The 16,886-nt window shown below is 47.4% G+C and carries 1 protein-coding gene; it reads right to left on the reverse strand.

Going from position 1 to position 16,886, the window contains the following annotated elements; translation table 11 throughout:
• Positions 1 to 200: 200 nt before the first annotated feature.
• Positions 201 to 16,886: tandem-95 repeat protein (locus AB4493_RS02700; protein ID WP_372154475.1), on the reverse strand; the 16,686-nt coding region annotated here is incomplete at its 5' end.

Raw genomic sequence — 16,886 nt, forward strand, 5'->3', positions numbered from 1 at the left:
CCTCCTGTCTAACGGACCCTTCTAATAATTAAGGACATATTTACCTGTTCTCAAGTTTATTTAGCGAAACAAAAAAATAAATAAAAAAAAGCCATGTATCAATAACTCTACATGGCTTTAATGAGGGCAACTTTACGCTGCCCTATCTACTTGTCGGTTTAGACTAAATGTCGGTTCAGACTAAAACCAAGCCCTCTCGATTAAATCGAGCTTTGGTCGAAGTCGTTGCCTTGATCGGTTCCAGTTTGAGAATCTGAATCGAAACTTCCAGAGTCGTCCGTGAAGTCGACACCTTGGTCTTGACCTCCCGCACTTGTCCAGTCGCTGCCACCAGATTCCATACCTGCCATGTCCGGTTGCTGTTCTTGCGTAGAGCCTTGCATGGTGTATTGATCATCGACCTCAACTTCAACAGAACCGCTAGCACCGTCTATTGAGCTACCCAATTCGTCGTAACCTTGGAATTGGATCTCGCTAGTACCTTCGTAACCTTCTGGAAGTTCAACAGATACAGGCTGCTCTAAGTTGCCACTGATTGTGAAGCTACCATCACCGTTATCCAGTGCGTTACTTACAGTAGCGCCCTCAGGTAAGCCAGACATATCAGCGTAATCAACCGATTCGTTACCACTCACCTCATCTGGAATCGAGATAGAGATAGTATCGCCCGGCGCCGCAGTTACATCTGCTGCGCTGTCTTCAGTTTCAGCATCTTGTGCTTGGTCATCAGCTTGTTGAGCCACTTCCACTTGTTGCTCTTCTGTTGCTTGAGCAGCTTGGACTTGTGGTTCATCACTTTGTACTGAATCATCTTCAACTTGGATGCTTAAGCTGTGACTTGATACTTCACCGCCGTCGTTAACTTCAACATTCATCGCTAAATTGCCACCGAAGTCTTCGTTCGGCCAGTAAGTCCACTCACCTTCACCTGATTCGGCAAAGAAGCCAGCATCGTTCGCGTCTGCAACATCAACAACTTGTGCAGAATCACTGACGCCTAACTCATCCACCAGCTGTGCATCCGTGATAGTTAGTGAACCATCATCAGCTAAGGTATAACCTTCGCTCGCCGCTGCTTCATCGCCACTTTGGATATCCACATTGAAGAAGCTTTCGATGCGATTTTCGCCATCGGTCGCTATAAACCCAACTTGAACATCGCCGGTGTAGTCTTCAGCAGGAGTGAATTGATAGTTACCTTGGTTATCGCTCTCAATTACGCCCTGACCTTCCATCAAACTTACTGACTCAATGCTCAAGCTGTCGCCTTCTGCATCGCTCAGATTCGCTAACATGTCTTCATCAGTGAACGACAAGGTGGCATCCGCTGCGATTTCCGTCGTTGTGATGCTGTTAACTTCTGGTGCTGCATTCCCTTGCGCGTCACCTTCTTTCACGACTACGCCAGTTTGCTCATCATGAAGCACGCCATCTTTATCAACCACGTAAGCTATATCTGCTTCGCCAGTGAAGCCTGGTGCTGGTGTGAAGGTCCAAGTGCCATCGCCATTATCGACAATCTCACCTTGGCTGCGGTCGGCAAGATGAACCAGTTTCACTTCATCATCACTGTCAGCATCCACATTCTCAGCCAAACCGATTAGGTCGTCCGCCGTTAGGATGATGGAATCACCCGCTACGGTTTCGAAATCACCAGAATCGATGCCATCTTCAAACGCTTCCGGCTCATCTCCGTAATCAACCGTTGTTGCGCTAACCGTTACGAAGAACTCACCATGGAAGTCTTCAGGAGGCGTCATTTGAATGTTTGAGATATCCCAGTCGAACAGGTCGATGTATTGACCCGGCTCGGTGATCATCACGGTATTCACACCATCTGTTACCTCGAATCCAACAGGGAAACCTGTCATCACTAGGTTACTCAGTGTCTCTGAGTCATCGACTAGGCCAACATTCAGTCCTAAGTGACCGGTTTCATCCTCACCGAACACCAATGGACCGTCATGGTCAGTTGAAATAACCGCGCCATCTGCGACAGGACGTACGAACACAGGAACATCGAGAACGGTTTCAAACTCACCGTCACTCACGACAACTTGTAGGTCAGAAACACCCGCAAAGTCGCCTGTTGGTGTGAATGTCCAAGTACCATCACCGTTGTCTGTAACTTCTCCGCCATCTTCACCGTCTGCGGTGATAATGCGAGAAACAACAAGGTCTGCGGTATCAATGTCACCGAACAAGTTCATCAAGTCGCCAGCATCGAAGGTGAACGCGCCATCTTCGTCTGTGGTCATCATTGCGTTGCCGACATTGAATGGTGCGTCGTTAACCGGAATGACATCCACATTCAGCGAGCCATCAACCACTTCTTCACCGTCAGTAGCTTGATAACCCAGTTCCACTAAGCCATTGAAGTCTTGAGTAGTCACTAAGTGATACATGCCGTCTGGTTGCTGAGTTAAGGTCGCGTTCGCTGGAGCTCGAACTGTGATGCTCTCAATGCTGATCTCGTCGCCATCAAGGTCTGTCACTTGATCCGCGATGTAAGCTGGGTCAATCACCATGACCACATCTTCTTCGCCTTGCATCTCAATCATTGGCGCTTCAGGTGCATCATTCACTGGCGTAACATCGATGTTGCCGTCGACTGAAATTGTCTCTTGGCCATCGCTAACGTTAAACGTCATTGGCACATCGCCGTTGAAGTTTTCGTTTGGCGTAAATGACCAAGTACCATCTTCGTTATCTAGCAACTCACCTAAGCTAGGGTCGATTTGTAGACCCGAAGCTGACAGCTCATCTGCGGTGTTATCGATGTCGGTAGCTTGAGCTAACAACATGTCTTGTGTGATAAGGATGGTGCTGTCTTCGGCTGTGGTTAGTTTCACTTCCTCAGATTCTGGTCCATCGTTCACAGCCAGAACTTCGATTCCTGCCGTTGTTGTTGCAGTTGCACCGTCATCATCGGTCACAACCACATCTAGGCTGATATCACCATTAAAGTTCTCGCTTGGCGTGAAGGTCACAGACCCATTATCGTTTTGAATCAAGGTGCCGTCAGAGCCTGAGTAAGTCACGCTTTCAAGCGACACTTCGCCATCAACGTCAGAGCTATTAGCAATTAACTGCTCAGGGCTGATTGTGATGGTGCCATCTTCGTTCATTTGGTAAGACGTAGAACCCGCTACTGGCGCATCGTTAACATCCGTTACCGTCACACCAATATTCGCATCGACTGTCTCAGTGCCATCAGTCACTGTGAAGCCAAGGTTTACATCGCCATTGAAGTTCTCGTTCGGAGCAAAGCTATAAGTGCCGTCACCGTTGTCAGTGAACACACCCTCTGCACCCGTGTAAGACACATCCGAGATAGACAAGTCATCGCCGTCAATGTCTGCAGCGCCTGCTAGTAGGTCTGCATCCGTGAAGATTAGCGTTCCATCTTCCTCAACGGTAAAGTTTTGGTCTTCTGCTGTTGGTAGGTCATTGACTGGGTTAACCGTTAGGTCGACGCCAGCTTGAACAGTTTCAAGGCCATCTGAAACATCGAAGCTTAGGTCTATGTCTCCGTTGAAGTCAGCATCCGGAGTGATAGTAAATGAACCATCTTCGTTCGCTGTTACAGTCGCATTGTCACCTGCAGATAGGTTGCTTGCGGTCAGTGCATCACCATCAACATCGGATGCGTTAGCCAGCAACTGCTCTTGAGATAGCGTAATTGAACCATCTTCATCAACCGAGTAAGCCACGTTTCCGGCCACTGGTGCGTCGTTAACTGCAATGACTTCAATACCAGCAGTAGTCTGAGCCGTTGCACCGTCGTCATCAATAACTGTCACATCAAGGTTGATGTCGCCGTTAAAGTTTTCGTTTGGTGCGAACGTTACCGAACCATCTTCATTTTGAACCAATATACCGTCTGCACCTGAGTAGCTCACGCTATCAAGCGACACTTCACCGTCCACATCGGAGCTGTTAGCAATCAACTGCTCAGGGCTCAATGTGATGGTGCCATCTTCGTTCATTTGGTAAGACGTTGCGCCTGCGACTGGTGCATCGTTAACGTCTGTTACCGTTACGTCGATATTTGCGTCAACCGTATCTGTACCATCAGATACTGAGAAGTCCAGACTTACGTCACCATTGAAGTTCTCGTTCGGTGCAAAGGTGTAAGTGCCATCGCCATTGTCAGTGAACACACCTTCTGCGCCAGTGTAAGACACATCAGCAACTGAAAGTTCGTCACCATCAATATCAGAGGCACCCGCTAGCAGTTGCTCGTCTGTAAAGGTAAGTGAACCATCTTCTTCAATGGTGTAAGCGACATCTTCTACAACCGCGATGTCATTCACTGGATTCACAGTAAGGTCGGCCGTTGCGACAACCGTTTCAGTACCATCAGAAAGGTCGAAGCTTAGGTCAATATCGCCATTAAAGTCGGCATCTGGGGTAATGGTAAATGAACCATCATCGTTTGCCGTAACTGTAGCGTTATCACCCGCGGTTAGGTTGGCAGCGCTAAGATCATCGCCGTCCACATCCGATGCTTGAGATAGCAACTGCTCTTGAGTCAGAGTAATGGAACCATCTTCATCAATGCTGTATGCCAAATCACCCGATACAGGTGGATCGTTAATTGGAAGAACATCAATACTTGCGCTAGTGGCTACTGTCGCACCTTCTTCATCTGTCACCACTACATCTAGGCTAACATCGCCATCGAAGTTTGCGTTCGGTGCAAAGCTGAATGTGCCGTTGCCGTTGTCAGTAAAGATACCGTCAGCGCCTGTGTAAGTAACACTATCAATCGCCACTTCACCTTCAATATCAGAAGAGTTCGCCAACAGTTGCTCTGCACTGATGGTGATAACTTCATCTTCGTTGACTGAGTAACTGGTTGAGCCTGCGATTGGCGGATCGTTCACCTCAAGTACAGTGATTCCCGCGGTAGTCGCTTCTGTTGCCCCTTCTTCATCGGTAACAACAACCGCTAAACTCACATCTCCATTGAAGTTCTCGTTTGGAGAGAAGGTGTAAGTGCCGTCACCGTTGTCTTCGAACACACCATCACTGCCAGTGTAAGTCACGCTATCAATCGCAACCTCACCTTCAATATCTGAAGAGTTGGCTAATAGCTGTTCGTTACTGATCGTGATTGAGTTGTCTTCATGCACAGTGTAAGACGTGCTACCCGCCACTGGTGGATCGTTCTCAGGCGTCACGCTCACATCAATGTTGGCTTGAACCGTATCCGTGCCATCTGACACATCAAAGCTGAAGTTCACATCACCATTGAAGTTCTCGTTTGGCGCAAAGCTGTAGCTTCCGTCACCATTGTCGGTAAGCACACCATCAGCACCAGTGTATGTCACACCTTCGACTGTTAGGTCGTCACCTTCAACATCCGTTGCACCCGTTAACAGGTCTGCGTCAGTGAAGTTAAGAACCCCATCTTCACCAATAGTGAATGCTTGATCTTGTGGCTCTGGCGCATCATTGACAGGTGTTACCGTCAAGTCTAGGCCAGCAGCGACCATGTCCTCTCCATCGGTGACATCGTAACTAAATTCGATATTACCGTTGAAGTTTTCACTCGGTGTAATGGTGAAACTGCCATCGTCGTTCATTTGAACGGTCGCATTTTCATCATTGGTGGTTAGGTTGATTGCGGATAGGTCATCCCCATCAATGTCAACAGCGTGCTCTAGCAACTGCTCTTGAGTTAGCGTGATGCTGTTATCTTCGGCTGTAACGGCACTAATATCACCGTCAACTTCTGGAGCATCGTTCGCAGGTGAGATGTGAATCGTCACGTCTTGCGTAGCTGTTGCGGTTGTACCGGTATCAACATCTGTTGATGTTGCATTCACAGTTAGAACCACATCACCATTGAAGTCACCTGAAGGGATAAACTCTAGCCCTTCTAGCTCGCCTGGTTGCAATGACCAAGTGCCATCACCGTTATCGGTACCTGCAGAAAGCGAGCTGCCTTCTGGCACGTCTTCAATCAAGATAGCAAGGTTTTCTGAGCCATCGGTATCTGTTAGAGCTGCATCAATATCAAGTGGTACAGGTGTGTCTTCAGTACCAATGATTTGGTAATCCGCGTCAGACACTGTGATTTCGATGTTGTCGATACCAAACGCCTCGTCATCGACGCTTTGATTCAGGGTTGAACCGAAGCCAAGTTCAAGTTGGCCGTCTTCTACTGGTACCGTTAGGTTGATTTGATGTGCTTGGTCATTCCAACCACTGAAGCCCTCACCTTGCGATACGCCGTGAACCACTTCGCCGACTTCATTTCCTTCTGAATCGTAAAGCGTTGTTGTGCCATCTTGAGTACGGAACGCAGAATTATCTAATGTCGTTAGCTCTTCGCCGCCGACAAAGATTTGGAACGACTCACCATCCCAAGAATCAATTTCGTAGAAGTTGAACGAGATATTAACTTCGCTCACATCACTTGGAATGTCGTAAGTTTTGCTGACGGCTTCATCACCGCCCGTTCCACCAATACGACCTAGCATGTCACCCGACTCGAAGCCTTGAGAGCTTTCTGTGCCTGTATTCCAACCGTTTGAGCCAGACTCGAAGTTGTCTGAAGCAATCACTAGGTCAGAAGCAATCGACAGCTCTGGCATATCAACCACAGATTGAACATCAATCGTCGCTTCTGCTGGTACTGTCGCGGTACCGTCATTCACGTCGAACGTCACATTCACATTGCCGTCGAAGTTTTCATTCGGTGCGAATGTGTAAGTGCCGTCGCCGTTATCAACCAAAGTACCGCTATCTGAAGCCACATTTTCAACCGATAGGTTATCACCATCAATGTCGCCCGCATTTTGCAGCAGTTGTTCTTCTGTGAAGGTAAAGCTGGTGTCTTCTTGAGTCACAAATTGTGGCTCACCGACTGTTGGCAGGTCATTAACTGGGTTAACCGTTAGGTCAGCCGTTGCTTGAAGCGTCGCATCGCCATCGGTAATGTCGAAGTTCAAATCAATGTCGCCATTGAAGTTAGCATCTGGCGTGATAGTGAAACTACCATCATCGTTTGCTGTAACTGTCGCATCACCACCAACGGTTAGGTTAGCCGCTGTTAAGTCATCGCCATCAACATCACTCGCTTGAGCAAGTAATTGCTCTTGGCTCAAGGTAATTGAGCCATCTTCGTCCACGCTGTACGCCAAGTCGCCCGATACCGGAGCATCGTTAACAGGCAGAACATCAATGCTTGCGTTGGTCGCTACGGTTGCGCCTTCTTCATCAGTAACGACAACATCAAGGCTTACGTCGCCATCGAAGTTAGCGTTAGGTGCGAAGCTGAATGTTCCGTCACCATTGTCGGTAAAGATACCGTCTGAACCTGTGTAGTTAACGCTATCAATCGCCACTTCACCTTCGATATCAGAAGCGTTTGCCAACAGTTGCTCTGAACTGATGGTGATAACTTCGTCCTCGTTGACTGAGTAGCTGGTTGAGCCTGCGATTGGTGGATCGTTCACCTCAAGTACAGTAATACCCGCGGTGGTCGCTTCAGTTGCGCCCTCTTCATCAGTTACGACAACATCAAGGCTAACTTCGCCGTTGAAGTTTTCGTTTGGTGAGAAGGTGTAAGTACCGTCACCGTTGTCTTCAAAGACACCGTCAGCGCCAGTGTAAGTCACGCTATCGACTGCCACATCACCTTCAATGTCAGAAGAGTTAGCAAGTAACTGTTCGTCACTGATGGTAATTGAGTTGTCTTCATGAACGGTGTAAGACGTGCTACCTGCAACCGGTGGATCGTTCTCTGGTGTCACGCTGACATCAATGTTGGCTTGAACTGTATCCGTGCCATCTGACACATCAAAACTGAAGTTCACATCACCATTGAAGTTCTCGTTTGGCGCAAAGCTGTAGCTTCCGTCGCCATTGTCAGTAAGAACACCGTCGGCACCTGTGTAAGTCACGCCTTCAACCGATAGGTCATCCCCATCGATATCGGTAGCACCTGTTAGCAAGTCTTCATCTGTGAAGTTCAAGATGCCGTCTTCGCCAATGCTGAACGTTTGATCTTGTGGTTGTGGAAGGTCATTGACTGGGTTAACGGTTAGGTCAGCCGTCGCAACGAGCGTGTCTGTACCATCGCTAATGTCGAACGTTAGGTCAATGTCACCATTGAAGTTCGCATCTGGCGTAACGGTAAAGCTGCCGTCATCGTTAGCAACAACCGTCGCGTCTCCATCAACAATCAAGTTAGAAGCAGTAAGGTCGTCGCCATCTACATCACTCGCTTGCGAAAGAAGTTGCTCTTGGCTCAAGGTAATCGAACCGTCTTCCTCAACACTGTATGCAAGGTCGCCTGATACTGGTACGTCGTTGATTGGTAATACATCAACCGTAATAAACGTATCAACTTGAGCGCCGTCTTCATCTTGAATGGTCACATCCAACTGCACTTGGCCGTTGAAGTTTTCATTCGGAGCGAAGCTACATGTACCGTCACCATTGATAGAGAAGATACCGTCTGGACCGTCGTAGTTGATCTCAACAAGCTCAACATCACCTTCAATATCAGAAGCGTTCAACAGAACTTGAGACTCATTGAAAGTCAGTACTGAATCTTCATCGATGGTGTATGACGTTGGGCCAGCAACTGGCGGATCGTTCACCTCAAGGACTGTAATACCCGCCGTTGTTGCTTCAGTCGCGCCATCTTCATCCGTCACGACAACATCTAGGCTAACTTCGCCATTAAAGTTCTCGTTTGGCGAGAAGGTGTATGTACCGTCACCGTTGATTTCCAGAACACCGTCGCTACCACTGTAAGTCACGTTATCAATTGCGACTTCGCCTTCGATATCCGAAGAGTTCGCTAGCAGTTGTTCGTTGCTGATTGTAATAGAGTTGTCTTCATGAACCGTGTAAGACGTACTACCCGCAACCGGAGGATCATTCTCTGGCGTCACGCTCACATCAATGTTAGCGGTTACCGTATCGGTTCCATCTGATACATTGAACGAGAAGTTCACATCGCCATTGAAGTTTTCATTCGGCGCGAAACTGTAGGTGCCATCGCCATTATCGGTTAGGACACCATCTGCGCCAGTGTAAGTTACACCTTCAACACTTAGGTCGTCCCCTTCAATGTCCGTTACACCTGTTAATAGGTCTTGGTCATTGAACGTTAACACGCCATCTTCGCCGACTGTGAATGCGTGGTCTTGTGCTTCTGGACCGTCATTTACTGGTGAAACTGTTAACTCAAGGTTGGTAGAGACAACATCATCACCATCAGACACATCAAACGTAAAGCTCACATCGCCATTGAAATCAGCATCTGGCGTTAATGTGTACGTACCATCACCGTTATCGGTAATCGTAACGCTCTCATCATCGGTTGCTAAATTCAGAGCCGTCAACTGATCGCCATCTAAATCACGCGCATTAGCCAATAAGTCTTCTTGCGTAATGATGATTGAACCATCTTCTTCAACCGTTGCAGAAACCGGAAGTGCTTCAGGTGCGTGCTCAATGTGCGCGCCTGTCGCGTTAATGTAGATGGTTTGAGATACCGTTTCAGAATCATCATTCGATAACTCTGTCGCAGTTGCGGTTACATGAACTTCAAGCTGCTCATTGAAGTCTTCTGGTAACTGGATTTGTAACGCATTTTCGATAGCCGTTGTTGGTAAGTTCACCGTACCATCAGGGCCAACCGTTACTTCACCGCTGTAGATTTGGCTGTTCACTTCACCGACATCGATTGTGAAGTTGAAGTCAGAATAGTCAGCATCACCGCCGCCATACAAATCTTCAAATCCGTAAACCAGCTCGCCGTCTTCATTAACCGTAGTACGAGTATGTTCGATACCATCTTGGTTTAGCTGAGAGCTTGAACCACCATGGAAGATCGCGTCACCATTTTGGCCTTGAATCACTGTCTCGGTTCCATCAGCAGCCACAAAGACAAGTTGAGGATCAACCGTATCCATGTTCGCAGGCGAACCATCCTCAGCACGGAACTCGTACTGACCGTCTTGCATCGCATCAAAGTCGTTGTGCTGATGTCCGTTTGGAATTAAGAACAGGTTAAAGCTTTCGCCTTCCTCGACTTGGAAGCTGAATTGATCTTGCCCTGGAACAAGGTCGCCGCCACCACCAACTTGTGATGCGTTTTCGTAAACAACTTCAACACCTGTGATGTTGCCGTCTTCGTCTACTTTGTAGTAACCCGCAGCGTTTTGGTAGCCAGCCGTCTCACCTTCAAACGTTACTGTGATTTCAGTGTCGTTGTAACTGGTGATACCGTTCTCTTGGTCATTCAGAACGCCTTCGTTATCGTATTGAATAACCGAACCTTCTGGCACACCATCTACTGTAACAGTGAGTGTTTCAGACAAGTCTTGGTCGACAAGTGCCGCAGCAATGTTCAGTTCAACAATACCGCCTGGCTCAACCAAAATCGCCTGGTCGTCGACGTTAACACCATCACCATCCGTGATAACTAAGTCAGGCGCATCAGCAACTGCTTCAATGTGAACATTAATGTCTTGTTCAACTTCATCCGTACCGTCTGTCACAGTAAAGCTGAACTGCAGATCACCACTGAAGTGCTCTTCAGGAACGAAGCTGAACGTGCCATCGCCGTTGTCGGTTACTGTGCCTTCATCACCAGAGTAATTGATGCTGGTAACGCTTAGGTCGTCGCCATCAATATCAATTGCAGCACTCAATAGATCTTCTTGAGTGAACAGGATGCTGCCATCCTCTTCGATGTGGTACATTCCTGGAGCAACAATTGGAATGTCATTCACCGGATTAACGGTCAATGTCATATCATTAGACGTGCTCAGCTCACCGTCGCTCACCTCATAAGTGAATGCAATATCGCCATTGAAGTTCTCTGAAGGTGTCACTGTGTACGTGCCATCACCATTGTCTACAATGCTGGCATTTGGATCGTTAGTTTCAAGCGCGCTTGCAAACAACTCATCGCCATCTTGGTCGCTCGCGTTCTCCAACAACATTTCTTGTGTAACGAGGATTGAACCATCTTCGTCGACATCTGCCGCCATTGGCGTCGCTTCTGGCGCATCGTTGACGAACTCAACTTTTAGGTCGATGTTTGCGGCAACCACATCAGTGCCATCGCTCACATCAAACGCTAAGTCAACGTTACCGAAGAAGCCCTGCTCTGGTGTTAATGTGTATGTTCCATCGCCATTGTCTGTGACTTCTACCGTGTCGCTTGCACTCGTCACATTCACAACTGACAGTTCGTCGCCTTCAATGTCTGTCGCTTGTGCTAATAGTTCAGCTTCGGTAATGGTAATCGCTTGACCGTCTTCCGTAGTGAAAGACATGTCAGGCACGTCTGGAGCATCGTTGATAGGGTTTACGGTTAGGTTGAGGTCAGCCGCAACAGTTTCGATCGCGTCAGTGACATCATAAGTAAACTCAATCTCACCAAAGAAATCTGCACTTGGTGTAATAGTGAAGCTACCGTCTGGGTTTTCTACAACAACCGCATTTGGATCGTTGGTCGCTAAGTTAACGGCTTCAAGGTTGTCGCCATCGACATCCGTCGCATTCGCTAACAGATCCTCTTGAGTGATAGTGATTGAACCATCTTCATCAACAGCGGCTTCAATTGGACCACCAACCTCTGGGCCTTCATTGACAATTTCAACGTCAACTCTTGCTGTACTTGGTGCGCTTGCTTGGCCATCACTGATATCGAAAGTCAGATTCACTTCACCGTAGAAGTCTTCTGCAGGTTCGAAGGTAAAGGTATTATCACCGTTATCCGTTAACGTACCTTGCGTTTGGTCTGCAAGTAATAGGTTTTCGACATGAAGAATGTCGCCATCAACATCGGTAGCACCAGACAATAGGTCTTTCGCTTCGATGATCATGGAGCCGTTTTCAAGCATTTGGGTGTGCAATGGTTCACCCGGAACCGGCACATCATTGACTGGTACGACCGTTAGGTCTAGATGCGTTGCAACTTCATCAGTTCCATCAAACACCTTGTAGTCGATGTCGATTTCACCATTGAAGTTTTCATTCGGCATGAAGGTAAACGTACCATCGCCGTTATCAACTAGCTCACCGTTATCACCACCGTAAGTGATGTCAGAAATAGACAGCGTATCGCCTTCCACATCTGTGGTGTTCGCTAGCAAGTCATCTGCACTGAACGTGATACCTTCATCTTCATCTGTCGATAGAACAATCGGGCCAGAAACGATTGGCGCATCATTTACTGATTCGAAATTGATATTGATGATATTGCTGTCTGTCAGCTCACCATCGGTAACTTGGTAACCAAGTTCGATTTCACCATGGAAGTTTTCATCCGGTGTTACCGTCCAAGTGCCATCACCATTATCGGTGAGTGTTGCATGCTCTGAGTTTTCACCCACTAGCTCTAGATTTTCAATATCAAGGTCGTCGCCATCAATATCAGATGCTTGCGCCAGTAGTTGCTCTTCGGTAATCACAACCGAAGCAAACTGGGCAGAACCATCGGTATCGACAGTAATATTCGGAAGATCAGCCGTTAACTCGATTTCGTTGTCACCCGCATGGATATTCAACTCAACCGTTTCAGTAATCTCTGAACCATCTACACCAATCGATGTAAACACCGCTTCATCATGACAAGTTTGTGACACTGTCATGTTTTGAACGACGTAAGTACCATTACCTTGCACGGTACCAAGCTCAAAGTAGGACACTGGTTGATCAACCGTTAGCGTGTAATCTGTCTCGAAAGTACCACGGTCTTCTTTGTGGTAAGTCATCGAGTCAATTAGGTCGCCATCCTCATTGAACGCTTTGATTTCTACTTCTGTAAAGTGACGAGACTCTTCCATGAACCAGCCACCCAAACCATCTAGGTGGAAACTGATTTCATTGATGTCTTGACCTTCAACTGAAACCGTCAGTTTCTCATCACCACTTAAGCCTTGGCGGTCAGTATCACCGATACCATGACCAATGTGGGTGTTGCCATTCCAGGCACCAAGAGGGTCATCGTTACTTTGAACAGTTACCGTTAAGTCACCATCTGAGAACTCACGCGTATAAGGGTCAACTTCTGTACCCCAATCATCCACACTCGCGTTATCGTCAAACGTACCGATTTGTGTGGTGTGTGTACCTTCAGCAAGAGCATCTTCACTTGGAACAAAGCGCACTTCGGTATCTGCAGGAACTTCTTGTCCTACTTCCAGTACCACCCATTCGTCATTAACATTTGCTTCAATGATGCCGTTTTCTGGCGCTTGGTCTAAACGTAGTGCTGGTTCTTCACGAAGTGTCACACCAACTGTTTGGTCTTCTTGCGCTTGGATGAAGATTTCATCGCCCGCTTCTGGCGCATCGTTGACAGGGTTAACCGTCAAGTCGAGTGTCGTCAGAACTTCATTCTCACCATCACTGATGCTGTATGTGAAGTCCAACTCGCCATTGAAGTTTTCTGTGTGCGTAATAGTGAATGAACCATCGTCATTAGTAACAATTGTCGCATCTGGATCGTTGGTTTGTAGGTTAGATGCCGTTAACTCATCACCTTCAACATCGGTCGCATTAGCGAGTAACTGCTCTTGAGTAATGGTGATTGAATTATCTTCATCGACTTCAGCCTGAATGCCCGAAGTTTCAGGTCCATCATTCACAGCAATAACATCGATGCCAGCGGTTGTGGTTGCGGTTGCACCGTCTTCGTCAACGACAACAACGTCTAGTGAAATATCACCATCGAAGTTTTCATTTGGCGTAAAGGTGTAAGTACCATTGCCATTATCAACAAATGAGCCGTCATCACCGAAGTACGATACTCCAGACAGTGAAACATCGCCTTCTACATCGGAAGAATTTGCCAATAGTTGCTCATCACTGATCGTGATTTGGCCATCTTCTTGGACTGTGTAAGATGTCGAGCCCGCTACCGGTGGATCATTCTCAGGCGTTACGCTGACATCAATAACAGCTGATGTTGAATCAGTACCGTCAGAGACATCGAATGAGAATTGAACATCACCATTGAAGTTCTCGTTTGGAGCAAAGCTATATGTGCCGTCGCCATTATCGCTAAGAACACCATCTGCACCTGTGTAGAGTACGTTTTCAATCGACAGTTCATCACCATCAATATCCGACGCACCTGCAAGCAGGTCAGCATCGGTGAAGAGTAACGTACCGTCTTCTTCAATCGTGAACTGTTGATCTTGCGCTTGTGGCAAGTCATTAACCGGATTCACGGTAATGTCTAGGCCAACTTGAACTGAACCACCATCGTTATCGATGATATCGAAGTTCAGATCTAGGTCACCGTTGTAATCTGCGTTCGGTGTGATGGTGTAGCTGCCATCATCATTGTGTTGGATGGTCGCATTTTCATCAGTAGATAGATTGATAGCTTCTAAGTTATCGCTATCGATATCACCTGCTCTTGCTAGCAATTGCTCTTGGCTTAGCGTGATGGAGCTATCTTCATTGATGGTGTAAGCCAAATCGCCCGATACTGGCGCATCATTGATTGGCAATACATCAACGTTAATGTGTGTTTCAACCGTTGCGCCATCTTCATCTTGAATGGTCACACCCAGTTGAACCTGACCATTGAAGTTTTCGTTGGATGCAAAGCTGCATGTACCATCACCATTTACAGTGAAGATACCGTCAGAGCCATCGTAGTTAATGCCAACAAGTTCTACATCGCCTTCGATATCCGAAGCATTCACAAGAATCTGAGATTCACTGAACGTCAGAACCGAATCTTCGTCAATGGTGTATGACGTTGGACCCGCAACTGGTGGATCGTTCACTTCAAGAACGGTAATACCTGCTGTGGTTTCATCAATTGCACCTTCTTCATCTGCAACAATCACATCAAGGCTGATATCACCGCTGAAGTTTTCATTAGGAAGGAAGGTATAGCTGCCATCGCCGTTATCTTGGAACACACCATCAGTGCCACTGTAAGTCACAGTATCAACCGACACCGCACCTTCAATATCCGAAGAGTTAGCTAGCAACTGTTCATCAGAAATTGTGATGGCATTGTCTTCATTGACCATGTATGAGGTTGAACCCGCAACTGGCGGATCGTTCTCAGGAGTCACACTCACATCAATGTTAGCGCTAACGGTTTCTGTGCCATCAGACACATCGAAACTGAAGTTCACATCGCCATTGAAGTTTTCATTTGGCGCAAAGGTATAAGTACCATCACCGTGGTCGGTCAGTACGCCATCACCACCTGTATAGCTAATACCTTCAACGGTTAAGTCGTCGCCATCAATATCGGTGGCACCGGTAAGTAAGTCGGCGTCTGTAAATTGAAGCGTACCGTCTTCTGCGATACTGAATTGTTGGTCTTGAGGAACCGGCAAGTCATTAACTGGGTTAACAGTAAGATCGGCGGTTGCTTGAACCGTGTCAGTACCGTCAGTGATGTTGAATTGAATATCAATGTCACCGTTGAAGTTTTCATCTGGCGTAATCGTGAAACTGCCGTCATCGTTAGCTACAACCGTCGCATCACCACCAACTGTTAAGTCACTTGCGGTTAGATCTTCGCCTTCTACATCGGACGCTTGAGACAACAGCTGATCTTGGCTCAGTGTGATTGAACCATCTTCGTTAACGTTGTAAGCCAAATCACCAGACACTGGCGCATCATTGATTGGTAATACGTCAACATTGATGACGGTTTCCACTTCTGCACCATCTTCATCACGAATGGTGACATCAAGCTGAACTTGGCCATTAAAGTTCTCATTTGGAGCGAAGCTGCAAGTGCCGTCACCATTTACTGAGAAGATACCCTCAGGGCCATCGTAGCTAATACCAACAAGATCAACATCCCCTTCTACATCTGAGGCGTTAAGCAACACTTGAGACTCACTGAAGGTAAGTACTGAGTCTTCATCAATGGTGTAAGACGTAGGGCCTGCAACCGGCGGATCGTTCACTTCAAGAACATTGATGCCCGCGGTCGTTGAGTCGGTCGCACCATCTTCATCAGCAACAACCACATCCAGTGCAATTTCACCGCTGAAGTTCTCATTTGGCGAGAAGGTGTAAGTGCCGTTACCATTGATTTCGAGGACACCGTCGCTACCAGAGTAAGTCACGCTGTCTATCGATACATCACCTTCAATATCTGAAGATGTTGCCAATAGTTGTGCATCAGAAATGGTAATCGAATTATCTTCATTCACCGTGTAGGACGTTGAGCCCGCAACAGGCGGATCGTTCTCAGGAGTCACGCTAACATCAATGTTTGCAGACACGGTATCGGTACCGTCTGACACATCGAAGCTAAAGCTCACATCACCATTGAAGTTTTCGTTTGGAGCAAAGCTATATGATCCCTCACCCAAGTCAGTCAGTACGCCATCAGTGCCTTCATAAGTGATGCCCTCAACCGTCAGGTTATCACCTTCAACGTCTGTCGCGCCTGTAAGCAGATCCGCGTCTGTGAACTGTAAAGTACCGTCTTCTGCAATACTGAACTGTTGTTCTTGAGGTACTGGCAGGTCGTTAACTGGGTTAACCGTTAGGTCAGCTGATGCTTGAACCGTATTGGTACCATCTGAGATATCGAAGCTGATATCAATGTCGCCATTGAAGTTCTCATCTGGCGTGATGGTGAAACTGCCATCATCGTTAGCTACAACCGTCGCATCACCACCAACCGTTAGGCCGCTAGCAGTAAGGTCATCGCCCTCTACGTCAGATGCTTGTGATAGCAACTGCTCTTGGCTTAGACGAATCGAACCGTCTTCGTCGATTGAGTACGCTAGGTCGCCTGACACAGGTGCATCATCAACTGCCGTAACGCTCACATCGATGTTTGCAGAGACTGTATCGGTACCATCTGATACATCAAAGCCAAAGTTTACGTCGCCATTGAAGTTTTCATT

The sequence above is a fragment of the Vibrio sp. 10N.222.55.A1 genome, assembly GCF_041473835.1.
Lineage (GTDB): Bacteria > Pseudomonadota > Gammaproteobacteria > Enterobacterales > Vibrionaceae > Vibrio > Vibrio crassostreae_C.